This is a genomic window from Streptomyces sp. CB02923, from assembly GCF_001905005.1.
Classification (GTDB): domain Bacteria; phylum Actinomycetota; class Actinomycetes; order Streptomycetales; family Streptomycetaceae; genus Streptomyces.
The window spans coordinates 1-25840 of the sequence record NZ_LWKZ01000014.1 but is presented as its reverse complement, the minus strand read 5'-3'; the positions used below and the strand labels follow the sequence as shown (position 1 = coordinate 25840).

19 protein-coding genes are annotated in these 25840 nt (G+C 72.1%); 9 read left to right on the top strand and 10 right to left on the bottom strand.

The window, feature by feature from the left end:
• Positions 1-117 precede the first annotated feature (117 nt).
• Together A6A06_RS17805 and A6A06_RS40905 are read left to right on the top strand one after the other, a co-directional pair.
• Positions 118-561, top strand: a complete 444-nt coding sequence (locus tag A6A06_RS17805; RefSeq protein ID WP_073762288.1) for an effector-associated constant component EACC1 — start codon at positions 118-120, stop codon at positions 559-561.
• A 251-nt stretch (positions 562-812) separates the two neighbouring features.
• Positions 813-3272 carry an esterase-like activity of phytase family protein gene (locus tag A6A06_RS40905; protein ID WP_079194099.1) on the top strand — a complete coding sequence of 820 codons (2460 nt, stop codon included), beginning with the start codon at positions 813-815 and terminating at the stop codon, positions 3270-3272.
• On the opposite strand, the gene A6A06_RS17790 is transcribed toward A6A06_RS40905, so the two are convergent.
• Together A6A06_RS17790 and A6A06_RS17785 are read right to left on the bottom strand one after the other, a co-directional pair.
• Positions 3220-4716, bottom strand: coding sequence for a sensor histidine kinase (locus A6A06_RS17790; RefSeq protein WP_073762287.1), 1497 nt, complete (start codon positions 4714-4716; stop codon positions 3220-3222). The two genes, A6A06_RS40905 and A6A06_RS17790, sit on opposite strands and share 53 nt — an antisense overlap.
• Complete coding sequence (locus A6A06_RS17785; protein ID WP_242440798.1) at positions 4716-5462, bottom strand: hypothetical protein; 747 nt, start codon at positions 5460-5462, stop codon at positions 4716-4718. Before A6A06_RS17785 ends, A6A06_RS17790 begins: the two co-directional genes overlap by 1 nt.
• A gap of 336 nt (positions 5463-5798) precedes the next feature.
• On the opposite strand from A6A06_RS17785, the gene A6A06_RS17780 reads away from it, so the two are divergent.
• Positions 5799-6086, top strand: a complete 288-nt coding sequence (locus A6A06_RS17780) for a hypothetical protein (protein ID WP_073762286.1) — start codon at positions 5799-5801, stop codon at positions 6084-6086.
• Positions 6087-6192: 106 nt separating this feature from the next.
• On the opposite strand, the gene A6A06_RS17775 is transcribed toward A6A06_RS17780, so the two are convergent.
• Positions 6193-7077 carry an isocitrate lyase/PEP mutase family protein gene (locus A6A06_RS17775; protein WP_073762304.1) on the bottom strand — a complete coding sequence of 295 codons (885 nt, stop codon included), beginning with the start codon at positions 7075-7077 and terminating at the stop codon, positions 6193-6195.
• A gap of 201 nt (positions 7078-7278) precedes the next feature.
• Between A6A06_RS17775 and A6A06_RS17770 the strand changes: the two genes are divergently transcribed.
• Positions 7279-8022, top strand: a complete 744-nt coding sequence (locus A6A06_RS17770; RefSeq protein ID WP_073762285.1) for an ArsR/SmtB family transcription factor — start codon at positions 7279-7281, stop codon at positions 8020-8022.
• Between the two features lie 63 nt (positions 8023-8085).
• Here A6A06_RS17770 and A6A06_RS17765 read toward each other — a convergent pair whose 3' ends face one another.
• Both A6A06_RS17765 and A6A06_RS17760 read right to left on the bottom strand, forming a co-directional pair.
• Positions 8086-9516, bottom strand: a complete 1431-nt coding sequence (locus tag A6A06_RS17765) for a glycosyltransferase family 39 protein (protein ID WP_242440797.1) — start codon at positions 9514-9516, stop codon at positions 8086-8088.
• Positions 9517-10091: 575 nt separating this feature from the next.
• Positions 10092-13001, bottom strand: coding sequence for a hypothetical protein (locus A6A06_RS17760; RefSeq protein ID WP_073762283.1), 2910 nt, complete (start codon positions 12999-13001; stop codon positions 10092-10094).
• 248 nt (positions 13002-13249) lie between these two features.
• Between A6A06_RS17760 and A6A06_RS17755 the strand changes: the two genes are divergently transcribed.
• From A6A06_RS17755 to A6A06_RS17745, 3 genes are all read left to right on the top strand, one after another.
• A complete protein-coding gene (locus tag A6A06_RS17755) occupies positions 13250-14026 on the top strand; it encodes a GOLPH3/VPS74 family protein (protein WP_073762282.1) in 777 nt (258 codons plus the stop codon).
• 432 nt (positions 14027-14458) lie between these two features.
• A complete protein-coding gene (locus A6A06_RS17750) occupies positions 14459-15325 on the top strand; it encodes a helix-turn-helix domain-containing protein (protein ID WP_073762281.1) in 867 nt (288 codons plus the stop codon).
• A 214-nt stretch (positions 15326-15539) separates the two neighbouring features.
• Complete coding sequence (locus A6A06_RS17745) at positions 15540-15749, top strand: DUF397 domain-containing protein (protein ID WP_073762303.1); 210 nt, start codon at positions 15540-15542, stop codon at positions 15747-15749.
• 205 nt (positions 15750-15954) lie between these two features.
• Here the strand turns inward: A6A06_RS17745 and A6A06_RS17740 are convergent, their stop codons facing one another.
• Entirely contained in the window at positions 15955-16872 is a 918-nt protein-coding gene (locus A6A06_RS17740; protein WP_242440796.1) for a hypothetical protein, read from the bottom strand.
• Positions 16873-17094: 222 nt separating this feature from the next.
• On the opposite strand from A6A06_RS17740, the gene A6A06_RS17735 reads away from it, so the two are divergent.
• Both A6A06_RS17735 and A6A06_RS17730 read left to right on the top strand, forming a co-directional pair.
• On the top strand, positions 17095-17880 hold the full coding sequence (locus A6A06_RS17735) for an SDR family oxidoreductase (RefSeq protein WP_073762280.1): 786 nt from the start codon (positions 17095-17097) through the stop codon (positions 17878-17880).
• 322 nt (positions 17881-18202) lie between these two features.
• Positions 18203-19789 carry a sodium:solute symporter family protein gene (locus A6A06_RS17730; RefSeq protein WP_073762279.1) on the top strand — a complete coding sequence of 529 codons (1587 nt, stop codon included), beginning with the start codon at positions 18203-18205 and terminating at the stop codon, positions 19787-19789.
• 37 nt (positions 19790-19826) lie between these two features.
• On the opposite strand, the gene A6A06_RS17725 is transcribed toward A6A06_RS17730, so the two are convergent.
• The 4 genes from A6A06_RS17725 to A6A06_RS17710 all read right to left on the bottom strand — a co-directional run.
• Entirely contained in the window at positions 19827-21524 is a 1698-nt protein-coding gene (locus A6A06_RS17725) for an ABC transporter family substrate-binding protein (protein ID WP_073762278.1), read from the bottom strand.
• Positions 21525-21593: 69 nt separating this feature from the next.
• Positions 21594-23906 carry a dipeptide ABC transporter ATP-binding protein gene (locus A6A06_RS17720; protein WP_073762277.1) on the bottom strand — a complete coding sequence of 771 codons (2313 nt, stop codon included), beginning with the start codon at positions 23904-23906 and terminating at the stop codon, positions 21594-21596.
• On the bottom strand, positions 23903-24988 hold the full coding sequence (locus tag A6A06_RS17715; protein WP_242440795.1) for an ABC transporter permease: 1086 nt from the start codon (positions 24986-24988) through the stop codon (positions 23903-23905). Before A6A06_RS17715 ends, A6A06_RS17720 begins: the two co-directional genes overlap by 4 nt.
• Positions 24988-25840, bottom strand: an 853-nt coding sequence (locus A6A06_RS17710) for an ABC transporter permease (RefSeq protein ID WP_073762276.1), incomplete at its 5' end; no start/stop codon positions are given. The genes A6A06_RS17710 and A6A06_RS17715, both read right to left, overlap by 1 nt.

The window sequence follows — 25840 nt, the reverse complement described above, 5'->3', positions numbered from 1 at the left end:
CACGCGCGCGGCGCAGGCCCCCCTTCGGGGGCCAACCGCCGGTTCCGGGAGTTGCCGCGGAGCGGACGGGTATGGGGCGAGAGTTGGTGTGAGGCTCGACCGGAGTGTGGGGGGCTGATGGAGATTCAGGTCAGGCTGGACGAGGCCGATGGCGACCTGGAGTTGCGGTCGTTGTGCGAGTGGCTGGCGGACGACCCTGCCGTGGGCCGGAGCGCTGACATCTCGCTGCGGGCGAGTGGGACGAAGCCCGGGGAGATGGGACTGGCGTTCGATGCCGTACAGCTGATCGTCGACAGCCTGTTCCAGCTGAGCAGTCTGGCCATCGCCATCGACAGCTGGCGCAGGGCGTACGCGGCGCGTCCCAAGATGACGATCGAACGCAATGGCGTACGGGTCAGTTTCGCCACATCGGACTCGGACGGTGCCCGGAGCATCCTTCGCGCGTTGGAGGAGTTGGAGCGGGCGAGCGGGCGCGGGGATGAGACGGGCGGGAGTGGGAGTGGAGGTGGAGGTGGGGGCGCAGGCCCGGGGAACAGCGCAGGCGGGGGCGCGGGCGCGTGACCGGCACGGGTACGGCGGTTGCCCACGTGGCGGGCACAGGCGCGGCAGCCCCCCGTGTGGCGGCCGCGGGTACGGCGACCCCCTCGTGGCGGGCGCAGGTACGGCGGTTGCCCACGTGACCGGCGCAGGTACGGCAGTCACCCGTGTGGCGGCAGCGGGTACGGCGGTCACACATGTGACCGGCGCGGGTACGGCGGTCGTCGGTGGGGTGGCCGTAGGTGAGGGCAGGGAAAGGGACGGGGGCTGACGGGATGGGTGGAGTCGGGGGAGAGACGGGGCCGGAGTTCGACCCCGCGGCGTCGGCTTGCGTGATCATCGGGGTCGACCGGTACGCCAACCTGGCACCGCTGCCCGGGGTGCGCAACAACCTCAAGGCGCTCAAAGCCGCGCTGACCGACCGGACCATCGGCGGGATGCCCAAGCGGAACTGCCGGATCGTGCCCAACCCCCGGACGGTCAGTGCGGCGTTGGGGCCCGTCGAAGAGGCGGTACGGGCCGCGCGGGACACCCTGATCGTGTACTACGCGGGGCACGGCTTCCTCGATTCGCGGCGGGAGGGCCTGTACCTCACGCTGCCCGGCACGGAACCCGGCAAGGTGCACAGCGGCATCCCGTACACCTGGCTGCGCAGTGCGCTGGGCACCCGTACGCCGCCCAAGCGCCGGATCATCATCCTCGACTGCTGCTACAGCGGCAGCGTGATCAAGGGCATGTCCGCGGGGTCCATGTCCGGGACCATGTCCACCGCGGCGGCCACGCAGCAGGCGTCCAGCGAGCTCGGGGAGGCCCTGTTCGAGGGCATGGACAGCCTGGAGGGCGTCTCGTACCTGCTCACCTCGACGCCCTGGAACGTTGAGGCGCTGGCGCCGGAGGGTGAGGAGCACACCGCGTTCACCGGGGAGTTCCTGCGGGTGCTGCGGGAGGGGATTCCGGCCCCGCGCTCGCCGGGGTACGTCGCGATGGGGCAGACAGCCGGGCCGGGTGACACAGTTCCTGGACACACAGATCCGGGACGCTCAGATCCGGGACGCTCAGTCCCGGGCTACACAGCCCCAGGTGGTACGGACCCGGGTGGTACGAGCCCAGGTGGTACGGACCCGGGTGGCGCCGCGTCGGATCAAGCAGCGCCGGGTGGCGCCGCGCCGTACGACACGACCGCGGTTCCCGCGCCGCAGAGCGGCCCCCCGGCCTCAACCGCTCCCCCAACCCCGGCCCCGGCCCCAACCCCGGCCCCGGTCCCAGCTCCGCCCCCAGCCCCACCCCCCAACCACCTGAGCCTCGAAGCCATCTACCGCGAAGTCCGCCGGGCACTGCGCGAAAAGAACCGACCGCTCCCCCAGCAGCAGGCCCAGAACGGCATCGAGAAACTGCCGTTCGTGCGGAATCGCGCGGCGCGCCCCGTTCCCCCACCGGGAGGGGTCGATGCCGCCCAGGCCGGTCAGGTCTCGAACGGCGGCCCCCCAGGAGCCCCGGGAACGCCAGGAGCCTCCGGAGTCCCAGGAGGGCCAGGAGCGTCAGGAGGGCCGCCCGGGGCCACAGGGGCATCGGGAATCCCGGGCTCCCCAGGCGCCCCCCGCACCCCCACTCCCCTCTCCCCAGAAGCCGCCAAAGCCCGAAGAGTGCGACGCCGTGTGGTGGTCTCCGCTCTGTGCGTCGTGGCGGTGGCGATCCCGTCGCTCGTGTGGTGGCAGGCGGGGGACGCCGAACCGTCCTCCGGCCCCTGCTCGGACGACGTGGCGCTGATCGGCCACAGTGACGCGCTCGACGGCGCCGAGTACGAGGCCGCCGTGCCGGTCGACGGGCTGTCCGGCCTGGCGATGTCCGGCCCGTCGCGGGCGTGGGCGCTGGCCGACAACGCCCCGGGGCGGATCTTCGAACTCGACCTCGGTACGACGGGCGCCGTGCCGCCGGCCGCCCGCGCCGTCCATCTGAGGACGCTCCGCCCCACCGGCGGCGGCCGTTTCGACGGCGAGGGACTGGTCCTGGAGAAGGGCGGGCGCACCGTCCTGGTCGCCTCGGAGGCGGGCCCGTCGATCCGCAGGTTCCGGGTGTCGGACGGTGTGCAGACGGGCCGTGTGGAGCTGCCGCGCAACCTGGTCGAGTGGGCGGGTCCGGAGAATCTGGAGGCGCTGGACGCGTCGCCGAACGGCCGGTACCTGTACGCGGGGCTGGAGGCGCCGCTCTTTCACGACGGCAAGGCGCGCGGCCGCAGCCTGCTGCGTATCCAGCGTTTCAGGGGGACGCCCGGCGGCGCGTACGTACCGGACAAGCAGTTCGCCTACCAGTCGGCGGCCGGGCTGCGCGTGTCGGAGCTGGTGGCGCTGGGCGGTGACCGGCTGCTCGTCCTGGAGACCAACCACGCCGAGGGGCAGGGCAACGCGGTACGGGTGTTCGGCGCCGACCTGAGCCGGGCGAAGGACGTCTCGAAGGTCGCGTCGTTGCAGTCCGAACCGGTCGACGCGTTCGCGAAGAAGTGGGAGCCGGTCGACCTGGTGACGTGCCCGCGGGGCGGCGCGGCGGCCGCACAGCCGCAGTTGAACCCGCTGCTGGAGAACGCCGAGGGGATGACGCTCGGCACCGCACCGCTGGCCTCGGGCCCGTACAAGGGGCGGATGCCGCTCTTCCTCGTATCGGACAACAACAACAGCCCGCATCAGATCACCCGGGTGTACGCCCTGGCGATCCGGCTCGGCCGGGCGGCGGCGGGGTAGCCGGGGTGAGGCGGAGGACGGCTCGCGCGCCGCCGTCCGGCGCGTTGGTGAAGAGCAGGCCGATGCCCAGGACGGCGGCTTGGCCGACGGCGATGGTCAGGCCGAGGCCGTGCCCCTTGCCGCGGCCCGGCGCGTCGGTACGGAAGCGCTGCGGGCCGCGGTGCAGCAACTCGTCCGGGAAGCCCGGCCCGTGATCGCGCACTTCCACGACGGGGACCGGCACCGATCCTTCGTCGAGGAAGTGCCCGCCCGCAACCGGCCCACCCGCGACGGGCCCACCCGCAACCGGCCCACCCGCGACGGGTCCGCCCGCGAACGCCCCACCCCCGACCGGCCCGCCCACCATCGGCCCGCCCACAACCGACCCGCCCACACCCGGCCCGTCGTCATGCGCCCCACCCCCACCCGGCCCGGCACCGCCCGGTACATCCACAGTCACCACCACCGGTGGCCGTCCGTGCCGGTGGGCGTTGAGGACGAGGTTGCACAGGATGCGGTCCAGCCTGCGCCGGTCCGTCCGTACGACGCCGTCCCGCACGATGCGTACCTCGGTGTCGAGCCCCAGGCCCTCGACGGAGCGCCGGACGAGCGTGCCCAGTTCGTACGAGGCCAGGTCGGGGTGTTCGGCGCCGGAGTCGAGGCGGGAGATCTCCAGCAGGTCCTCGGTGAGCCGGTGCAGCGCCCGCAGCCGGTCGTTGATCATCTCCTTGGGGCGGCCTTCGGGCAGCAGCTCGGCCGAGGCCAGGATGCCGGTCAGCGGGGTACGGAGTTCGTGGGCGACGTCGGCGGTGAAGCGCTGCTCGGCCTGGAGGCGGCCCTGGAGGGAACCGGCCACCGAGTCCAGTGCCGCGGCGACCGCCGCCACCTCGTCCGTCGCTCCCGTCCTGGTTCGCCCCTCCCCCTCGGTGCCGACCCGCGCGTCCAGGTCTCCCGCGGTGATGCGGCGCGCGACGGCCGCCGTGGTGCTCAGCCGGCGGCTGATGCGGTGCGCGAGGAACAGTCCGGCGAGGGCGACGGCGGTGGCGGCGAGGACGGCGGAGCCGAAGATGGCGGTGTCGAGGTTCTCCAGGGAGCGGCGGGTGTTCTCGTACGGGGACCAGACCGCCATCACCTGGTCGCCGGCCGGCGCCGCCGTCCACATGACGCGCTGCCCGTGGTAGATGCCGACCATGCTGCCGCGCCGGTCGTGGTGGACCAACGTGCGCAGGGGTACGGGGAGTTCGCCGGGGTCGAGTACGGAGTTGAGGCCCTCGCGGGAGGTGCCGTACTCGTACAGGTCCAGCGCGTCGTCGAGGTCGGAGAGGGTCTCCTTCCGTACCTGGCCGACGGTTTGGCGGGCGACGGCGTTGTGGACGAGCACGCCCAGTACGGCGGCGACGGCGCAGCACACCGCCGTGACGGTGAGCGCGATCTTCCAGCGGAGGGAGAGCGCCGGGCGGGTCATCAGGGGCTCTCCGGGCTCTCCGGGCGGGTTGCGGCCTCCAGGAGGGGCGCCGCCCGCGCCGGAGTGCCCGACGCCGGAGTGCCCGACGGTGGCGCACTCGGAGGCGGCGTACTCGGAGGTGACGTACTCGGAGGTGACGTACTCGGAGGCGGCGTACTCCACGCGGTCGTGGGCAGCGGGTTCCGGGGCGTCCGGTAGTCGTCCAGGGTGAGGTCCCACAGGCCCATCCGGCCGCCGTCCCACACGTAGTCGGTGACGCTGACGTAGCGCGGGTCCTTGGTGGGTTCGCGTACGGCCAGGTGGCCCGCGGCCAGTTCGACGCCCGCGAGGACGGCGCGCATCGCCAGGACGCGGGTCACGACCTGCTTCCGGACGCTGTAGACGCGCAGCAGGCTGGCACGGGCATCGAGGTCGACGGCGCTGATCAGGTCGGGGCTGCCGTCGTCGGTGAGGTCGTGGAAGACGGGGCTGCGTACGGCGTCCGGGGCGGGCGGACGGTCCCCGTCGGCGGCGAAGTCCGCCCGGACGACGGCCATCGGGTCGGTGTCCTTCATGGTGCCGGAGGGGACCCGGGCGAGGCCCGGTACGGCTCGCTGTTCACCGGGGTCCTCGTCGCGGACGCGCGGCGCGGGCGTACGGTCCGCCCACAGGGCGAGCGGCGCCTTCACGTCCCGCGCCCGCCCGTCGTCGTGCAGCCCCGCGACGCCCGCGCAGCCCGCCGCCAGGGCCAGTGGCGGCAGCGTCATGAGCGGGAGCACCGCCGAGAGCGATCGGCGTCGGCGTCGCACGGCTCACCACCACCTTCCGAGACCTTGTCAGCACGGACACAGACGTACGTAACGAGACAAAGTTACCCATAGTGGCGACGCGAGTGCGGTTGGTGGCGCCCATGCCGTGACATCACTGCCCGCAGAGCGGGCCCAGGCTGTTACACAACCTACGGATCGCCGTGAAGGACGCCTCGTACATTCATTTCTGTCGGCACCACGCCGCAGCAGATCCACGCACCACGACGCACGACGAACGACGAGCGAACCAGCAGAAGTACGGCGGTCGGTACCGCCACGACGAGGAGTAGTTCCATGCGGGCAAAGCGCCGCTCCGTGATCCGTACCGCCGCCGTCGCGACCGGTGTCGCAGCTGTCCTGCTCCTTCCGGCGGGCGGTGCGTTCGCCGCCGACGCGTCCGACGCCACCACCCCGCACGCGATGGGCCGGAAGTCCGCCGTGCTGCCTGAGGACGGGCTCGCCGGTATCGCCGAGCGGATCGGCCGGCTTCCGGCGGGCGGCCTCGCGGGCGCGGCCGGTGTGCTCGGCGCCGCGGGCGTGGGCATCGCGGTGCACCGACGCCGCCAGACGCAGCAGGCCTGAGCGGCCGGGGGCGCCAACCGGCCCCCGGCATTCCTCAGCATCCCCCGGCATCCCTCGGCCCCACTCCGCGCCTCTCTCCCCCCGGCACCCCCCGCACCCCGCCGCGTCACTCCGCCAGCCGCTGGACCTCCCCGTAACCGGGCACACCGGCGAGGTCGGGCCCAGCGCCGTCACCGCTGTCACCGTCGTCACCGCCGTCCCGCCCCTCCGCGCGTACGGACTCGGCGAGCGCCACGGCCGCGTGCAGCGCCGAACGGAACAGCAGCGAACCGGTGCTGACGCGCCGTACGCCCAGCTCGGCCAGGCGGGCGAGGCGGAGCCGGCCCGGCGTGTACAGGACGTTCAACGGCGCCGGGATGCCCGCGACGAGCGTGGCGACGGCGTGCTCTCCGGTGACGCCCGGCACGAAGATGCCGTCCGCCCCGGCCGCCAGATACGTTCCTGCGCGGGCCAGCGTCTCGTCCAGCGGCCGCGAGGCGGGATCGTCCACGAGCCAGTGCGTGTCGATACGGGCATTGACGTAAAGGCCCGGCGCGCACTCCTTGACCGCGCGGATCAACTCGGCCTGCCGTCCGGCCGGGACCAGCGGGCCGTCCCCCGCGCGCCCCGGCAGCCCGTCCTCCAGATTGACGCCGGAAGCGCCCGCGTCCGCCAACTCACGTGCCAGCGCTCCCACTTCCTCCGGCCCGCCGCCGAAGCCGCCTTCGATGTCCACCGTGTACGGGCAGGTCAGGCGCCTCCCCAGCCGCCGCGCGAGGGCGATCGTCGCGTCGCGTACGCGGGCCGAGCCCTGACCGTCCGGTTCGCCCAGGGCGGCCGCGACGCCCAGGCTCGTGGTGCCGATCGCGGCGAAGCCCGCGGCGGCGAGAGCGGCGGCGGAGGCGGCGTCCCAGGCGTTGGGGAGCAGCAGGGGCTCGTCGCCGTGGTGCAGGGCGTGGAAGGCGCGGGTGAGCATGCCCGGGGAAGGCGTGCGCCCCGGCCCCGTGAGCATGTCCGGACCGGCCCCCACCCGCGTGCCGTCTTCCGTGTCGGCTTCCGTATCGGCTTCCGTGCCAGCTTCCCTACCGGCTTCCGTATCGGCTTCCGTATCGGCTTCCGTGCCGGCTTCCGTATCGCCCAAGGTCCGCATGGCAGGACCGTAGATCCGTCTCGTTTCGGGACCGGCCGAAACGTGCCCGCGCACAATGGACCCATGACCACTCGGGCACCGTCACCGGATGCGGCATCGGCGTACAGCACCGGCCTCGCACGTCTGGCGGGTCTCCTCGCGGACCGCACCCGGGCCGCGTTCTGCCTGGCGCTGCTGGACGGGCGGGCCTGGACGGCGGGTGAGCTGGCCGCGTACGCGCGGGTCGCGCCGTCCAGCGCGAGCGAGCATCTGACGCGGCTGACCGAGGGCGGGCTGCTCGTGGAGCACCGCCAGGGCCGCCACCGTTACGTACAGCTCGCGGGCCCGCGCGTCGCCGAACTGATCGAGGGGCTGACCGCGCATCTCGGCCCGCCCGCCGAGCGTCCGCGCGGGCTGCGCGCCGCCGGTGCCTCGGCCGCGCTGGCCCGTGGGCGTACGTGTTACGACCATCTGGCCGGGCGCCTGGGCGTGGCCGTCACGGACGCGATGACCGGGCGCGGCCTGATCGACCAGGACGGCGGCTTCGCGCTCACCGGCACGGGCCGGGCCTGGTTCGCCGAGGCCCTCGGCACCGACGCCGCCACGCTGCGCGCGGGCCGCCGCCCGACGGCCCGCGGCTGTGTCGACTGGACGGAGCGGCGGCAGCACCTGGCAGGCGTGGCGGGTGCCCGGCTGTGCGCGGGGCTGCTGGAGCGGGCGTGGGTACGGCGTATCGGCAGCGGCCGGGCCGTGCGGCTGACGCCCGCGGGGGCAAAAGCGCTGCGCGACCTGCTCGGCCTGGACGCGGAGGCGGCGGAGCTGCTCTGAGAGGGACGGGGAGGCACTCCGCTGAGAGGGACGGGGGGGCGCTCGCTGAACTGGACGGGGGCGTCAGCAGTGCCCGGGGCGCGCGTACAGCGTGATGCTCGCGCCCTTCACTTCCCTCGTCGCGCACGCCTGGAACGAAGCACTCAGGGTGGTCCGCTTGGCGATCTCCTGATCGGTCCCGTCGAGCGGCTGCCCCTTTGTGTCGCCGACGGCGACGATGCGGCGGGCCTGCATCATGTGCGCGTGGACGTGGTCGCCGGACAGCTCAGTGCCGTACAGGGTGTGCGAGGCCACCGGGCTCCGGTCGAGCGCCAGGTCCCGCAGGCGGTGGAACTCGTGGGGCGCGGCCGCCGCCCATACCCGGCGCCGGGCGGGCAGGAAGAGCAGCCCGTCGCCCGGTGACGACAGTTCCCGGACGGCGTGGGTCACCGCGATGGCGTCGTCGGTACGGCTCTGCGGGCTGCGCAGGAAGACGTTGACGGGGACGAGCAGCGCGAGGACCACGACGAGCGCCGCGGACCGGTACAGCACCTTGCGCCGGGTCTGGCCACGGTGGCCGGGCGGGCGCAGCACCCAGTCGAGCGCCGCGCCCGCCAGGAGGGCGAACCCGGCCACGTAGTACAGGACGTAGCGGTCCACGTACATCGGCTTGAGCTGGGAGAGCAGCACCAGCAGCGCCGTGGGCAGCACCAGCAGGGGAAACGCGACCGGCCGCAGGCGCAGCCGCTGCCGGCCCGCGCGGCCGACCGGGGCACGGGAGCAGAGCAGGCCGCCCAGCACCAGGGCGATGAAGGTGCCCAGCTGGCCGGGGTTGGGCCACTGGAGCCAGCTGAGCTGCTCCGACTGCCCCATGCTGAACAGGGCCAGCGGGACCAGCCCGGCGATCACCGCTGCCGCCGCCACGCACCAGGCCCGGCGCACCGCGCGCGGCAGCCCGGACAGGACGACGGCGGCGCCGTGCGCGGGCAGGACCAGTACGGCGAACTCGTGCATCAGGCAGGCGGCCAGCGACAGCGCCACGTAGCCCGCCCACAGGCGCTTGCACGGCCGGGCGGTGACGCGCGTCAGCAGGTAGGTGGACCACACCACCAGCGCGCAGACCAGTGCGTAGGAGCGGCCCTCCTGCGCGTACTGCTGCACCATCGGCAGCAGCACGAAGACGAGGCCCGCGAAGAGCCCCGCCCGCCGGCCCACCAGTTGCCTGCCGAGCAGCGTGACACCGGCGGCGGCCGCCGCCATCGCAAGCACGGACGGCAGCCGCAGGGCCACCACGCCCCCGTCGAAGACGAGGAACCATCCGCGCATGAGCACGTAGTAGAGACCGTGCACCGCGTCCACAGTCTGGAGCGTGGGCCACAGCTCCGCCAGGGTGCGGTGTGCCATGTCGTACGTGACCGCCTCGTCCCGCCACATGCTGTCCTGGCGGCGGATGCCCCACAGGCCCAGGACGAGCATCAGCGCGGCCGGGAACAGCGCGACAGCCCCCCGCGACACCCAGAGGCTCCGGGCGCGCGCGGGGGACGCATATGCGGTCTGCGCTACGTCGATGGCGGACTCCGCTTCACCGGGCCGGGCGGGACTGTCGGGACAGTGCGGACACTGAGACCGTACGACAGCCGCCGCACACCGGCAGGCGCGGGTCCACCGGCAGGCGCGGGTCCACCGGTACGCGGTGGCTCAGCGGTACGCGGTGGCTCAGCGTGACCCGGTGGCTCAGCGGTACGCGATGCCGGGCGGCCGTACCCGGTGCCGGGCTGCGGGTTCAGCCGCAGTGGCTCCAGCCGCTGTTGTACGAGCCCGCGGTGTCGATGCTGCCGCCACCACCGGTGATCATCACGAATACCCATTTTCGACCGCTTACGGTCATGTGCGCGCCAACCACCCGGCCCGCGCCCACACCCGGGAACAACTCCGGCAGGTCACGACGTAACGCCCGGCACCGAGCAGGCCCCGAACAGGCCCCGTGCGCCCCGCGTCCGGCCCCGCATCCAGACCCGCGTCCGGCCCCAAAGGCCGAGGCCCCGGCAAGCGGTGGCTTGCCGGGGCCTCGACGCAGCGGGTGGAGCGGCTCAGCCGATCCGCGTCAGCTTCGACCCGAACGTCGGCTCGGTCAGGTCCTTCTGGAGCGCCACGGGAACCGTCATCCGGCCGTCCCCGCTGCCGACGCTCAGCTGCCCGACGACCGTGCCGGCCTTCGCCTCGTGCGGCACCGGAGCCCGGCCGCCGTCGATCGCGAACGGCGCCTTGAAGCCGGGCCAGCCGACCGCCTTCAGGCTCTTGGTGGCGACCACGGGCGTCTGCCCGCCGAGGCCGTCGTCGACGTAGCCGACCACGTCCCCCTTCTTGACCACGGTCGCGGACGTCATGGCGTCCTGTACGGCCCTGAGCATCTTGTAGCTCCGGTCGAGCACGAGCTGCAGGCTGTTCTCGGCGTTCGGGTCCAGGCCCTTGAAGTGCTGGTCCATGGTCACGCCGACGATCGTGTGCGGCTTGCCGTCGATGGTCCGCCGGGCGGCCCACATCAGCGCTCCGCCGGCCGGGCTGCTCGACCCCGTCTTGATGCCCAGGACGCCCGTGCCCTTGATCAGCAGGCGGCTGTTGTTGTTCTCCAGCCGCTGGTCGAGACCGGGTACGTCGGCGTTCGGCATGGCGACGATCTTGCGGATGACCTCGTTGTTCATCACGACCTCGGCCAGCTTGAGCTGGTCGACCGCCGTGCTCTTCGTGGAGTCCTTGAATCCGCTGGAATCGGTGTACGTGGTGTTCGTCATGCCCAGGGCCTTGGCTTCGGCGTTCATCTTGCCGATGAACGCCTGCTCGTCCTGCGGCGAGTCCCAGCGCGCCAGCTGCCGGGCGATGTTGTTGCCGGAGGGGATCAGCAGCATCTGGAGCATCTGGTACTCCGTGAACGACTGCCCTTCCTTGACCTTGACCCGCGACTCGTCCTCGGCGCCCGACTCCTTGACGGCCGTGGCGTCCACCGTGATCTTGGGGCCCTGTTCGCCCGGCTTGAGCGGGTGGTTCTTGAGGATCAGGTGCGCGGTCATCACCTTCGCGACACTCGCCGTCGGCACCGGCTTCTGCGGCCCGTACGTACCGACGTCACCCACGCCGACGACCCGCGACGCGGCCTGGCCCTCACCCGGCCACGGCATCTGGAACGCGCCGCCCCCGAAGGTGTACGAGGACTTCGCGCCCACCGCCAGCGTCGGATCGGGCAGCGGCCGCACCTGCTGGACGACGATGAAGATGATCGCCAGCAGGATGACCAGCGGGGTCCAGATCTTGAACCGGCGCGCGACGGTGCGCATCGGGGTCTCGGGCGGCGGCGGGGTGTTGGTCAGCTGCGCCAGCAGGTCCAGCGGCGGCAGCGGCTGCTGCTTGGTCTGCTCGGAGTCGGGCAGCGCGCCCGGCTGTGCGCCCGGCTGCGCGGTGGCACCGGCCGGGGTCGCGGCGGGCGCCTCGGCGGCACCGCCCTTCGCGTCCGGGTCCTTCGCGTCCGGCTGCGCACCGGAAGCGGCACCGGCGGCGGTGGCGGAAGCGGCACCGGACCCGGCGGCGGCCTTCGCGCCCCACTTCGTGCCCGGGGCGACGTCCGGCTCGGCGGCCGCCTTGGTGCCCGGCTTAGCGCCCGCCCGGGTACCCGGCTTAGCGCCCGGCTTGGTGTCCGGCTCGTCGTCGGTCTTCGCGGCGTCCTTGGCTGCCGCCGCCTTACCGGTCTTGCTCGACTTGTCGGCCTTGCCCGGCTTGTCGGACTTATCGTCCCCGACCGGCCGCGGCGGCTTGATCGGCTGCGGGTCGGTGGACTTCAGCGCCACGAACTGGCTGGTGCGCTCACCGTCCGACTCGGCAGCACCGGGCGGCCGTACGGCCTTGATCGCGGTGGTCGGCTGGTCGACCGACGGCTTGCCCTTGCCCTGGCCCTCGCTCTGGCCCTTGCCTTGACCCTTGCTCTGACCCTTGCCTTCCGGCTTGGAGTCGGACTTTCCGGACTTGGCGTCGGGCTTGGAATCAGGCTTGGCGTCGGGCTTGGCCTCCGGCTCAGCATCGGACTCGGCGCCCGGCTTCCCAGTCTTCGCGTCGGCCTTCACGTCAGCCTTCGCGTCAGGCTTCGCGTCAGCCTCGGCGCCGTTCTCAGCGCCCTTCCCGGCGCCGTCCGAAGCCTTCTGCTTTGCGATCGAGAACACTCGCGTGGACTCGTCGGCGGGCTCGTCCCCGCCCTCCTCGAAGGCCGGAGCCTTGAAGATCGCCGTCGGCTGGTCGACGGCCTCCGGCGCGCCCTCGGAGCCGCCGCCGGAAGCGTCCTCACCCTTGGCCGCGGAACTCTTGCCGCCGCCCTTGGGAGCCCCCTTCGCGGCGCTCTTGGGGGCCTTCTTCGCAGCCCCCTCGGAGCCACTCCCGGACGCCGCACCCTTGACCGCGGCTTCGGAACCGGCATCGGCGTCGGAACCGGCATCGGCCGACGCCTTCGTCACCGGCGCCTCACCCGCCTCATCCTTCGCACGCGTGTCCTTCGCGGCGTCGGCGTCGGCCCCGGAGGCGCCGTTCGCGCCCTCGGCGGACGCACCCTCGCCGGACGCGCCCTCGTCGTCCCCGGCCGCCACCCACGCGGCGACCGCTTCCCGCAGCCGTTCGTCACGGCCCTCGCCGTTCGCCCCGGCCTTGCCGCCGTCAGCGGCCTCGCCGGATTCACCGGATTCACCGGACCCGGCGGCCCTACCCGCCTCATCGGCCCCACCGGCCGTATCAGCCTGGTCGGCCTTGTCGGCCGTATCAGCCTGGTCGGTCTTACCGCCCGTATCGGCCTTGCCCGCCTTACCCGCCTTTTCCGCCTTGCCCGTCTTACCCGCCTTGTCGGCAGGCTCCGCCGGGCCGGCCGGTGATTCACGGAAGACTGCGAGTCGCGGATCGCGTTCGCTCTCCGCCGTCTCCCCCGACGACTGCTTCTGCTCCGGCTTGCCGGGGGACTCGCCCGCCACCTATGTCTCCTTCACACGTTCGCGATACGTCGCGCTCTGCCTTGCCCAGTGTTGCCAAGTGTCCTGTGTTCACGAAGCACGTCCGCACCGCCACGCGAAACGCTGGGCGCCCCGCCCCACAGAAGGCGTTGCCAAGGAGCTAGACGAGAACGACATACCTACAGGTTCCCTGCCTAACCCCCCACGCACTCTCGACAGATGAATGTGAGAGGGGTCACCCTGTCATTCATCCACGCGGGGAGGCATGGATGGGCAGGAGCCGCAGAACAATTCCGGAGGAGCTTCTGCTGCTCGCTTTGGACCCGGCAACGGGAACCACAGCGCAGCCGCAGTCGCTCGACCTCGGCCTGGCCGGGGCCCAGCTAGTAGAGCTGGCTCTGGCCGGACGGATAGCCCCTGACGGGGATCGTATCGCCGTGGTGCTGCCACGGCCGACCGGAGATCCGACTCTGGACTCCGCGCTCGAGTTGCTGCGACGCCGCGGCAGCCCGGTGCGCGCCGTCCACTGGATCGGCGGGCCCCGGCTGGGGCTGCGCCAGACGTATCTCACGCATCTGGAGCGGTGCGGCATGGTCCATGCCGTGGCGGGCCAGATGTGCGGAGTGCTGCCGACGACTCGCTACCAGGCGACGGACACGGCCATCAGCCGGGAGATCAAGAACCGGCTGGACAGTGCGATCCGCACCGGCGTACCGCCGGACCCGCGGACCGCGGCGCTCGCCGCACTGGCCCACGCGGTCGGCCTCGGCAAGCACCTGTACCCCGGGAACGAGGGGCGCTCCTCGCGCTCCCGCCTCCGGGACCTGATCCGGCACGACCCGATGGGCGGGCTGGTCGCACATGCCGTCATGGATGTGCAGAACGGCGTCGCGGCGCAGCCGAGGCGCGCGCAGGTGACGGCGGCCGGACCGGTCTCCGGGCCGGGAGCGGGCCGACAGCCCGCGACCCGCGTCGCGGCGGAGCCGGCGGGCGTACCGGCACAGCCGCGGCACCACGGGTCCATGGCCCGCGTCGGCGCGCGATGACGCGTTGCGTCGGCGCGCGTTGACGAGGAGCACGGCACCGCACCACCGGCAGTTCATGTAGAGCGCGAACACACCACGCATCACCCACGCGAGGTGCGCGTCAGGCGCACCACGTGCACCCGGCGCACCCCACGACCGGCGCGCGGGCAGCACGACACCACCGCGCGACGCGTACCGGAGCACCATCCGGACCGGAGCACCACCCGCAGCACCGCACGGCACGCACCACAGCACCACCGTCCCCACAGTCCCGTTCGGGAGCCGCAGCAAGCGCGGGGTGGCGGACCGGCCGTTCCGGACGACGGCCGGGCCCGCCACCCCGCGCGCACGTCCGCTCGCCTTGTGTGTCCATTCCACTGCGCTGTGCGGACCTGGGATGGCAATCTGCTGAGCAGGAGAAATCAGCAGTACGGAGCCGGAGGTGCACGTCCCGTGGCGTCCAACATCAATCCCACCGTCCGGCGGCGTCGGCTGGGCCAGGAGCTGCGCAGGCTCCGCGAGCTGAAGGGCATGACGGCCGAGGAGGTCGCCGAGCGCCTGCTCGTGTCGCAGTCGAAGATCAGCCGCCTGGAGAACGGCCGCCGCAGCATCAGCCAGCGCGACGTCCGGGATCTGTGCGGGGTGTACGAGGTCGACGACCACCGGGTCGTCGATTCGCTGATGCAGATGGCCAAGGATTCCCGCCAGCAGGGCTGGTGGCACGCGTTCGGCGACATCCCGTACAGCGTCTACATCGGTCTGGAGACCGAGGCGGCGTCGCTGCGGGTGTACGAGTCGCTGCTCGTACCGGGCCTGCTGCAGACGCCCGGGTACGCCGAGGCCGTCATTCCCGGCACCGTCCCGGAGCTGACCCAGGAGCAGCTGGAGAAACGGATCCAGGTGCGCATGCGCCGCCAGGAGCGGGTCAACCACCCGGACAGTCCGCTGCGGTTGTGGGCCGTCCTGGACGAGAGCGCGCTGCGCCGGGTCGTGGGCAGCCACCTGATCATGCGCGAGCAGCTCGACCACCTGGTGGAGGTCAGCAACCTGCCGCATGTGACGGTGCAGGTGCTGCCGTACGACACCGGCGCGCACGCGGGCATGTCGGGCACGTTCTCGATCCTGGAGTTCGACGACGCGGCCGATTCGAGCGTGGTCTACATCGAAGGCGTCACCAGCGATCTGTACCTGGAGAAGACCAACGACGTACACAAGTACACGATCATGTACGAGCATCTGCGAGCCCAGGCGCTGAGCGCGGACCAGAGCCGGGAGTTCATCGCGGCGGCGGCGAAGAAGCACGCGGACACCATGGCCTGATCGCCACGCCCCCGATGACGGATTCCCGGGCCGAATTCAGGATTCCGGAAGGAAGCCCGGCACCGTACACCGAGGCCCACCCACTTGGAAAGAGATCAAGGAATATGCCATACGGATGAGTGAACTACTCCTGCCCTCCGTGATGTTGGCGCGTAGCGTCTGGATTACCGAATCCGCGGCAGCGCGGTGCAACTCAGAGTGAGTCGGAGTGAACATGGCCATTCAGCCCAATTCCGCATTTTCCTGGACGAAGTCCTCGTACTCCGGTGGCAATGGCGCCTGCGTCGAGGTCGCCGTGCCGGCGACCACCGCCATCGCGGTCCGTGACTCCAAGAACCCCGACGGCCCGCGCCTGACCTTCGACACCTCCGCCTGGAGCACCTTCGTGGCGGACGTGGGCAAAGGCGCGTACGACCTGACCTGAGCCCGACGGCTCCGGTCCGGCCGGGGGTACGGACACCGTTCCGGGTCCTCCTTCTGGTCCGGTCGACCGCACAGCACGAAACGCAATCCGCAGACCGCATGAAGAGCAGCACCCAGAGCCCTCTCGACTGGATCGCCGTCCCGGCCGAGGGGGCTCGGCCCTGCCCGCGGGCGCCCCGGGACGGCGGTCCGTCCGTTCCCGGGCCTCAGCGCAGCTCGTCCACGTACCGGTCGGTCCCGGGCACCGTGGGGACGAACGGTGCGACCAGTTCCACCCTCCCCAGCCCCGAAGCGGCGGTCTCCTCGTCCAGCCCCGTGAACCACGGCTCCCAGCACGCGCGCGGGTCCTCCTGGAGGAACCACAGCAGCGTCAGCCGGGTGTCCACGCCCTCCACCTGCCGCACGTACGCCATCCGGTCGCCCGGCAGCGGCGTCGGCCGGAAGACCGTCACCATGGCCGCGGGCGAGCCCGCCAGCCGGCGCGGCAGCCACCCGCCGGTCAGCCACCGCAGCAGCGCGTCACGGCCCGGCGCGTCCGGCGCGTCGATGATCTCGACGACCAGCCCGGCGTACGGATGGTCCAGGGCGTGCAGGTCCCGCGGGCCCCGGGTGCCGTCCCGGTAGACGGTGGCCCGGTGGTCGTGGAAGGCCGTGAAGACGTGCGTACGGCCGTGGTGGATGCGGCCGTCGGCGTTGAGCCGCCGGTTGATGGCGACGGTCCATCGCATGTGCTCGTCGTAGCGCCCTTCGGTGATCCAGTACGTGGAGAGGTAGCAGCCAGCGGTCACGGGCCGGGCGACGGCGGACCGCGCCGGGTAGCGCAGGAGCTGGAGGTCGCGGGTGGCGACCCAGCGGCGGCCCGCGAAGATCCACGGCATCGCCATCGCGCCGGCGAGGTAGTGGTCGTCCTCGTACCAGCGGTTGTACGCGTACTCCTGGCCGGGGTGCGGCTCGACCATGGTGATCAGCGCATGCCCGGGGCGTACGCCGTACGGGCCGACGGCGGCCAGTTCGCCGTAGGCCCCGCTGCGGGTGTCGGGGTGGTCGTCCGTGCCGGGGCGGTTGTCCGTGCCGGGGCGGTCGTCCGTGCCGGAATGTTCGTCCGTGCCGGGGTCGTGGGTCATGGTCATCGGTTGTAGCTGACATGGCGTCAGTTGAGGAGGGGTGCGGCGCGCCCGTCCACCATGCGGGCATTCTGCGGGCCGCGCGACCGCAGCCGTAGCGCAGTCACCGCAGCCGCAGCCATCGCAACGGCGGCCATCGCAACGGTGGTCATCGCCCGCCTCACCCCCTATCCTGACGGCCCGTCACATATCCTCGGCGGTCGGCCCGGCCTGGAGGCGCGCATGCTACTGCGGGACAAGACCGTCGTCGTTTCGGGCGTTGGCGCCGGGCTGGGCCATCAGGTGGCGATGGCGTGCGTACGGGACGGCGCTTCGGTGGTGCTCGGCGCCCGTACGGAGTCCCGCCTGGCCGAGACGGCGGCGCAGGCCGATCCGTCGGGCGAACGCGTCGCCTGGCGGGTGACGGACATCGCGGACGAGAAGCAGTGCGCCGCGCTGGCCGCGCTCGCGGCCGAACGTTTCGGCGGTATCGACGCCGTCGTCCAGGTGGCCGCGCTGGACTCGCACTTCGGCGGGCTGGCGGACGCCGACTTCGACGCTTGGCAGCGGGTCGTGGACATCAACCTCTTCGGCACGCTGCGGATGACGCGCGCCTGCCTGCCGTCGATGACGGAGGGCGGGGGCGGGTCGGTCGTGCTGATCGGCACGCAGTCGTCGGTGGCCGCGCCGTCGGAGGTGCGGCAGGCGGCGTACGCGGCGTCCAAGGGCGCGCTGGTCTCGGCGATGTACGCGCTCGCGCGTGAGCTGGGGCCGCGCCGGATACGCGTCAACACCGTGCAGCCGGGCTGGATGTGGGGCCCGCAGGTCGAGGCGTACGTACGGTACGCGGCGCACACCGAGGACGTACCGGAGCGCGAGGTGCTGGACCGGCTCACCGCGCGGATGGCGCTGCCGGAGATGGCGACGGACGCCGATGTCGCGCACACCGCGGCGTTCCTGGCGTCCGACCGGGCGCGGGCGATCACCGGCCAGTCACTGCTGGTGAACGCCGGCGAGATCATGCGCTAGCGGCCCGCCACCCCAGCCCCTCCCCTCCCCTTTTCCCCCTCCCCTCCCTCCTCACGGGTTCCCGCACCCGTGCCGCCCCGGCGAAGTGTGCGCTCATCCTGGGTTCCGGCGGACGTGCCCAACAACTCCCCCAGGGGTCAAGAGGCCGCAAAATCGTTCGCTTAGCTGACAGCGGTTCACATCCTTGACCGCTGGCACCCTTGACCGCCCCTCGCCGTGGACGGTTCAATCCCCGAAGTCCCCGCTCCCGCACGGGGGCGCCGCCCCGCGGAACGTACGGCGAAGTGTTCCCCCGTTCACAAGGCGGACCCCTGGAGGGGGCATGAACAGTCTCGACTGGGCCGTGCTCATCGGCTACTTCGGCGTGATGGTCGCGATCGGCGTGTGGTCCCACCAGCGCGTGGACGACGTCTCCGACTTCTTCACGGCGGGCGGCCGGATGCCCTGGTGGCTCTCCGGCATCTCCCACCACATGTCGGGCTACAGCGCCGTGATGTTCACCGGGTACGCGGGCATCGCCTACCAGTACGGCGTCACGTCCTACGTCACCTGGTCCTTCCCCATCGCGGTCGGTATCGCCGTCGGGGCCCGCCTGTTCGCCGGGCGGCTGAACCGGCTGCGCTCGCGGCTGCACGTCGCCTCCCCGCTGGAGTACCTCAAGAGCCGCTACAACCTGCCCACCCAGCAGGCGCTCGCCTGGTCCGGCGTACTGCTGAAGATCGTGGACGTGGGGGCCAAGTGGGCGGCCATCGCCACCCTGCTGTCCGTCTTCACCGGCCTCACCCTCAACCAGGGCATCCTGATCACCGGCGTGGTCACCGGCGTCTACTGCACGGTCGGCGGCCTGTGGGCGGACGCGCTCACCGAACTCGGGCAGTTCGTCATCCAGCTGCTGGCGGGGGTGGCGATGCTGGTGACCGTGCTGGCCGAGCTGGGCGGCGTCAGCGCGCTGTGGACGGTGTGGGACCGGCTGCCCGACGGCCACACCCGGCCCACGGTCGGCCCGTACACGCTGACGTTCCTGCTGGCGTATCTGTTCATCAAGACCTTCGAGTACAGCGGCGGGATGTGGAACCAGGCGCAGCGCTACATGGCCACCCGCAACGCCCGCGAGGCGCGGCGCTCGGCCCGGCTGTCCGCCGTCCTGTGGTTCGTGTGGCCGGCCGTGCTCTTCTTCCCCATGTGGGTGGCGCCGCTCCTGGTGACGGCAGAGAAGCCGGACGCGTCCGACTCGTACGCGCTGCTCACCGAACACCTGCTGCCGCACGGCCTGCTGGGCCTGGTCATCGTCGGCTTCTTCTCGCACACGATGGCCATGTGCTCTTCCGACGCCAACGCCATCTCCGCCGTCTTCACCCGTGACATCGCGCCCGCGCTGCCGAAGCTGGGGGCGCGGGCGCGCACCTGGTCGCACCGGGCGGGCCTGCTGGCCGCTCGGCTGTCCACCGTCGCCTTCCTGGCCCTGTCGATGGCCATAGCGACCCAGGTCGACTCGCCGGCGTTCAAGGACATCATCACCGTCGTCATCAAGTGGGTGGCCGGGCTGGTGGGGCCGGTCTCCATCCCGTTCCTGCTGGGCATGGTGCCGCGCTTCCGCAGGTCCGGGCCGACGGCGGCGCTGGTGTCCTGGGCGGCGGGCCTGTTCGCCTTCTGGCTCACCAACTACGGGCTGTCCGGTGTCCAGCTCCAGGTGCAGATCGTCGCGCCGGTGGCCACCTCGCTGGTCCTGTACGTCCTGGTCGGCTTCCTCAAGCCGGAGGACACCCCGGAGCGGGACGCCGTCCTCGCCCGCATCAACTCCGGTTCCGACGAGGACGAGGACGGCGGCGGGCCCGGTGACGCGGGCGCCGCCGCCCGCACGGCGGCCGGGCCGGTCGGCGGGCCCGGTCATCGTGCGACTCCGCGGTGAGCCGGTTCGCGCGGAGAGAGCGGCGCACCGCGGTGGGCTACTTCGTGTAGCCGATCCACTCGTAGGTGATGTCGGCCATGCCCTGGGCGCCGAGGTTGGCCAGGTTCTTCTTGGCCGCGGTGATCTCGGGGAGCTGGTAGGTGGGCAGTACGCCGGCGCTTCGCCACACTTCCGCGTCGGCCTCGTTGACGGCCTCCAGGGACGTCGTCCGGTCGGTGGCGCGGCCGGCCTTGTCCAGCAGTTCGTCCTGCTTCGCGCTGCCGGTCTTGGAGATGTTGTTGCCGCCGTCGGTGGCGTAGATGTTCTTGGAGCCGGACGCGGAGAACGGCGTGCGGGAGAAGCTGTAGGGCGCCACGTCGAACTCGCCCGGGATCAGGTACTTGTCGAAGAAATCGTTGACGGGCACCGTCCGGATGTCCAGCTGGACGCCGACCTGGGCCCACATCTGGGTCAGGATGGTGGCCTCGTTCTTCGAGGCGGGCTGGCCGGTGGGGATCACGAAGCGCAGTTTCAGCTCCGCACCGTCCTTCTTGCGGATCTTGCCGTCCAGCTTCCATCCGGCCTCGTCCAGCATCCGGCCGGCCGCCTTCGGGTCGTACGTGCCGAGGTCTCCGGAGTTGTTCCGGTAGCCCGTCTGGTTGGGCACGAGGAAGTGGTTGTTCAGCGGTACGGGCTCCCAGCCGAGGCCCTTGACGCCGGACTTCACGAGCGTCTCGCGGTCGGTGGCCTTGAACAGTGCCTTGCGCACCGCGGGGTCGCTGAGCTTCGGGCTCTTGCCGTTGAAGGTCAGATGGCGGTAGTTGGGGCCGCCGGCCTCGCGGATCTCGCCCGTCCGGACGCCGGACGCCTGCTTGTAGGCGGCGACTCCGGCGTTCAGGTCGAAGTAGTCGATCTCGCCGTTGGCGTAGGCGGCGGGCATCGACTCGGTCGTCATCGCATGGAAGACGATCTTGTCGAGTTTCGGCTTGTCGCCCCACCAGGCGGGGTCGGGGACGAGGGTGACGGTCTGCGCGGTCCGGTCGATGCCGCCCAGCTTGTACGCGTTGGAGGTGACCGGGATCTTGTTCAGGTAGCCGGTGGTGAAGCTCTTGGCGTCGGCCATGTACTTCGCCGGGTAGAGCGGGGTGTTGTTGGGCGCGGCGAACAGTGCGCGCCAGTCCGCGTACGGCGTGCCGAAGGTCAGGACGGCCTCGTGGTCGTCCTTGCCCCTGCGGACCGACGACACGTCCTCGTACCCGGCCGGAGCACCGGCCTTGTACGCCTCGTCCTTGCTGCTCATCGCCCGTACGTTGGCCTCCAGATCCCGGTAGGTCACCGGGGTGCCGTCGGACCACTTCGCCTTGGGGTTCAGGTGGTACGTGACGACCTGCTTGCCGCCCTCGGTACGGCTGGCGGCGTCCAGCAGGAACGCCTTGTTCGGGACCTGCTCGCCGTTCGGCGCCGAGTGCCACAGCGACGGCAGCAGAGCCTCGACGACGACGTTGGTGGAGGCCTGGTTGCCGTCCGCCTCCATCGCGTTGAACTGCACGGGGAACTGGTCGATCGCCCAGTTCAGCGTGCCGCCCTGGGTCAGCTGTCCCGGATCGGTCTTGTTGATGTCCAGCGCGGTGGTCTTCGGTGCCTGCTTCGGCTTGGCGCCGCCGCCGTTGTCGTCCGACCCGCCGCAAGCGGTCAGCGCTGATGCCGACACCGCGACGGTGGCGACGAGGGCGAGCGGAACTCTGGAGAGCTTCATTGCGGAGACGTTCCCTTTCTCGACTGGACTGACGAAAACACAGGGAGGGCGCGGCGCGGGAGGCGTTCTTCAGCCTCCTCCTGGCGGGGACGCGGCGTACGACGCGTAGTGGCAGGCCGCCTCGTGGGCGGGGGCCAGGGGCGTGGGGGGCGGGTCCTGCTCCCGGGTGGGCGTCAGGGCCCTGGACGGCGGGTCCGCCTCACGGGTGGACATCAGGGCCCTGGACGGCGGGCCCGCCTCGCGGGTGGGCGTCAGGGCCCTGGGCTGCGGGTCCTCCTCGCGGCAGCGTCGCTGCTCCGGGGTGCCGAGCGCCGCGTACAGCGGGCAGCGGCCGCGGAAGCGGCAGCCGGACGGCACGTCCGCGGGGCTCGGCAGGTCGCCGCCCAGCAGGACGCGGGTCCGGCTCCGTTCCCGCTCCTTGCGCGGATCGGGCAGCGGCACGGCGGACAGCAGGGCCTGTGTGTACGGATGGGACGGCGCCGCGAACACGTCCGCGGTGTCCCCCGACTCCACGATGCGGCCCAGGTACATGACCGCGATCCGGTCGGCGCTGTGCCGGACGACGGACAGGTCGTGGGCGACGAGCAGGTAGCTCAGGCCCAGCCGGGCCTTCAGCTCGTCCAGCAGGTTGAGCACACCGGCCTGCACGGACACGTCGAGGGCGGACACCGGCTCGTCCAGCACCAGCAGGCGCGGCTCCAGGGCCAGGGCGCGCGCGATGGCGATGCGCTGGCGCTGGCCGCCGCTGAACTCGCGCGGGTAGCGGCCCGCGTCCGCGGCCGCCAGCCCGACCGTCTCCAGCAGGGCCGGGACGCGGGCGGCGATGCGGTCCGCGGTCCAGCGGTGGGTGCGCAGCGGCTCGGCGAGGATGTCGCCGGCCGGCATCCGCGGGTCCAGGGCGGCCGTCGGGTCCTGGAAGACGATCTGAAGATCGCGGCGCAGGCTCCGGCGCGCGGCGCGGTCCAGGTCCCGGACGTCCCGGCCGAAGAGGCGGACGGTGCCCGCCTGCCCGGCCGCCAGGTCCATGATCTCCATCAGGGTGGTGGTCTTGCCGCAGCCGGACTCGCCGACCAGGGCGAGCGTCTCCCCTTCCCGTACGGCGAGGCTGATGCCGTCCACGGCCCGTACGGAGCCGACGGCACGCTTGACGAAGGTGCCCCGGGTGAGCGGGAAGTGCTTGACGAGACCGTCGACTTCGAGGACTAAGGGGCGGGGTGGGAGTGGGGCGGGGGCCGATGGTGCTGGGGCGGATGGGGTGGGGGTGGGTGGCGCGGTTCCGGCTCGCTCCGCTTGGGTAGCCCCCTGCTGGGGGGACGAGGCCGTTCGATTCGCCTCCATGGGAGGGAAGATCTCCGCCCGTGGCAAGGTCCCCGCCGCGATCTCCTCGCTCCGGTGGCACGCGGCGAAGTGCCCGTCGTCCGCGGCGGGGGCCGGGGCGGGCTCCGCCTCCCGGCACCGGTCCACGGCGGCAGGGCAGCGTGGCGCGAACGGGCAGCCGGGCGGCAGGGCCGACAGGGACGGCGGGGAGCCGTGTACGGGCACCAGCGGCACCCCCGTGGGCCCGTCCAGCCGGGGCGTCGCGCCCAGCAGGCCGACCGTGTACGGCATCCGGGGCCGGTAGTAGATCTCGTCGACCGTCCCGGCCTCCACCGGCCGCCCCGCGTACATGACCTGCACCCGGTCAGCGGCCCCGGCGACCACCCCGAGGTCGTGGGTGATCAGGACGACCGCGGCGCCGGTCGCTTCCCGGGCCGTCCTCAGGACGTCCAGGATCTGCGCCTGGACGGTGACGTCGAGGGCGGTGGTCGGCTCGTCCGCGACGATGACCCGCGGGTCGTTGGCGACGGCCATGGCGATCACGGCGCGCTGCCGCATACCGCCGGAGAACTCGTGCGGGAAGGCGTCGGCGCGGCGGTGCGGGTCGGGGATGCCGACGAGGTCGAGGAGTTCGACGGCACGCGCACGGGCGGCCTTGCGGCTCAGGTCCTGGTGGACGCGGAGCGCTTCGGCGAGCTGGCTGCCGATGCTGTAGACGGGTGTGAGGGCGGACAGCGGGTCCTGGAAGACCATGCTGATGCCGTTGCCGCGGATCCTGGACAGCTCGGCGTCGCCGAGGCCGAGCAGTTCCCGGCCGTCCAGTTCGACGGAGCCCCGTACCCCGGCGCCGTCCGGCAGCAGCCCCAGGACGGCCTGCGCGGCGGCTGACTTGCCCGCACCGGACTCCCCGACGATGCCGAGGACCTCGCCGGGCCGTACGGCGAAGCTCAGGCCGCGTACGGCGTGCACCGGGCCGGTCTCGCCGGGGAAGGTGACGTGCAGGTCCGTCACTCGGAGCGCGGGGCGTCCGGCCGTCTCCGCGGGGCTGATGTGCTCTCCGGTCACCTGCGGCCTTCCGTCGCTCCGGTGCTTTCGCCCGTACGGAACCGGCGCTTCCCGCGTGGCCGTCGCCCGGCGCGGGCCTGGGCTCCCGCGGCGTCGGGGTCCAGCGCGTCCCGCAGCCCGTCGCCGATGAAGGCGAGGGAGACGCCGATGAGCACCAGGCATCCGGCGGGGAAGAAGAACAGCCACGGGTAGCTCGCGGCCATGTTGGTGTTGTCGGCGATGACCGTGCCCAGCGACACGTCCGGCGGCTGCACGCCGAACCCGAAGTACGACAGCCCGCTCTCCCCGATGACCGCGGCTCCGGCCTGGATGACCGCCTCGATGATCAGCAGGGAGGCCATGTTGGGCAGGATGTGCCGGAAGACGATCACCGGTGCCGGTACGCCCATGTAGCGGGCGGCCTTGACGTACTCGCGTTCCTTGAGGGTGAGCGTCACGCTGCGGACCACCCGGCCGGTGATCATCCAGCTGAAGGCGGCCAGCAGCACGACGAAGACCGGCCAGCCGGAGCCGCGGACGAGCGGCGACAGGACGGCGACGAACAGGAAGGCGGGCATCACCAGCAGCAGATCGACGAGCCCGGTCAGCACACGGTCGGTCCAGCCGCCGAAGTAACCGGCGAAGGCGCCCACCACGGCCGACAGGAAGGTGGAGACCACTCCCACGAGGACGCCGATGACCAGCGACTTCTGGAGTCCGCGCAGGGTGAGCGCGTACAGGTCCAGGCCGCTCTGGGTGGTGCCCCACCAGTGGTCGGCGGACGGCCCGGAGAGGAAGTTGAGGAAGTCGTGGGTGCGGTGGTCCCAGGGACTCAGCAGCGGGCCGGCGTACGCGGCGAGGAAGAGCAGGAGGAGCAGCGCCAGCCCGGCCAGCGCGAGCCGGTTGCGCGCGAAGCGGCGGGCGGTGAGGCGGGCGCGCGACGTCCGGGGGCGGTTCGCCGTACGGCTCTCCCCCGGCGTGCGGCCGTTTGCCGTACGGCTCTGCCCCGGCGTGCGGCCGTTCGCCGTACGGCTCTCCCCCGGCGTGTGACCGTCTGCCGTACGGCTCTTCCCCGGCGTGCGGCCGCCGCCCGTGGTACGCATCACCGCACCCGTACGCGGGGGTCCAGGGCCGCGTACAGGAGGTCCGAGAGCAGTCCCGCGATCAGCACCAGCACGGCGGTGAACAGGCCGACCGCCGCCACCGCGTTGACGTCCTGGCCGGCGACCGAGTCGACGAGCAGTTCGCCCATGCCGTGCCAGCCGAAGGTCTTCTCGACGAAGGTGGCACCGGCGAAGAGCAGTACGACGTTGTAGACCAGCAACGGCACGACCGGCAGGACGGCCGTGCGCAGTCCGTGCCGTACCAGCGCGGTCCGGCGGCGTAAGCCCTTGGCGCGGGCGGTGCGGAGGAAGTCGGCGCCGAGCACGTCCAGCATGGTGTTGCGCTGGTAGCGGCTGTAGAGGGCCACCTGCACGATGATCAGGGTGAGGGCGGGCAGCAGCATGTGCTGGCCGCGGTTGAGGAGGGCGGCGGGGTCCCACCGTCCGGCGTACTGCGCGTCGTACTCACCGAGGACCTTGATGGTCTGCGTACCGTCGTTGAGGGCGGTGGCGCCGATCTTCAGCGCGACGCCGACCACGAACACCGGCATCGCCAGCACGAAGAACGAGGCGAGGGTGGAGAACCGGTCGAAGAACCGGTACTGGCGGATCGCCCCGTACGCGCCGACGGCGACGCCGAGGGCCGAGCCGACGAGGGTCGCCAGGAGCAGCAGCCGGGTGCTGACTCCGACACGGCGGCCGAAGTCGTCGTTGACGGAGTCGCCTTCGAGGGTCCGGCCCAGGTCGCCGTGGGCGACGTCACCGGCCCAGCGCGCGAAGCGGACGACGATCGGGGTGTCCGGGTTCATGTTGACGTCGTCGAGGGCGCGGGTGACGGCGACCGCGGGCAGC

What these genes read in the sequence shown, in the direction of transcription:
- A6A06_RS17805 (WP_073762288.1), top strand. Translation starts at nt 118, where the DNA reads ATGGAGATTCAGGTCAGGCTGGACGAGGCCGATGGCGACCTGGAGTTG.
- A6A06_RS40905 (WP_079194099.1), top strand. Translation starts at nt 813, where the DNA reads ATGGGTGGAGTCGGGGGAGAGACGGGGCCGGAGTTCGACCCCGCGGCG.
- A6A06_RS17790 (WP_073762287.1), bottom strand. Translation starts at nt 4,716, where the DNA reads ATGACCCGCCCGGCGCTCTCCCTCCGCTGGAAGATCGCGCTCACCGTC.
- A6A06_RS17785 (WP_242440798.1), bottom strand. Translation starts at nt 5,462, where the DNA reads ATGACGCTGCCGCCACTGGCCCTGGCGGCGGGCTGCGCGGGCGTCGCG.
- A6A06_RS17780 (WP_073762286.1), top strand. Translation starts at nt 5,799, where the DNA reads ATGCGGGCAAAGCGCCGCTCCGTGATCCGTACCGCCGCCGTCGCGACC.
- A6A06_RS17775 (WP_073762304.1), bottom strand. Translation starts at nt 7,077, where the DNA reads ATGCTCACGGGGCCGGGGCGCACGCCTTCCCCGGGCATGCTCACCCGC.
- A6A06_RS17770 (WP_073762285.1), top strand. Translation starts at nt 7,279, where the DNA reads ATGACCACTCGGGCACCGTCACCGGATGCGGCATCGGCGTACAGCACC.
- A6A06_RS17755 (WP_073762282.1), top strand. Translation starts at nt 13,250, where the DNA reads ATGGGCAGGAGCCGCAGAACAATTCCGGAGGAGCTTCTGCTGCTCGCT.
- A6A06_RS17745 (WP_073762303.1), top strand. Translation starts at nt 15,540, where the DNA reads ATGGCCATTCAGCCCAATTCCGCATTTTCCTGGACGAAGTCCTCGTAC.
- A6A06_RS17740 (WP_242440796.1), bottom strand. Translation starts at nt 16,872, where the DNA reads ATGACCCACGACCCCGGCACGGACGAACATTCCGGCACGGACGACCGC.
- A6A06_RS17735 (WP_073762280.1), top strand. Translation starts at nt 17,095, where the DNA reads ATGCTACTGCGGGACAAGACCGTCGTCGTTTCGGGCGTTGGCGCCGGG.
- A6A06_RS17730 (WP_073762279.1), top strand. Translation starts at nt 18,203, where the DNA reads ATGAACAGTCTCGACTGGGCCGTGCTCATCGGCTACTTCGGCGTGATG.
- A6A06_RS17725 (WP_073762278.1), bottom strand. Translation starts at nt 21,524, where the DNA reads ATGAAGCTCTCCAGAGTTCCGCTCGCCCTCGTCGCCACCGTCGCGGTG.
- A6A06_RS17715 (WP_242440795.1), bottom strand. Translation starts at nt 24,988, where the DNA reads ATGCGTACCACGGGCGGCGGCCGCACGCCGGGGAAGAGCCGTACGGCA.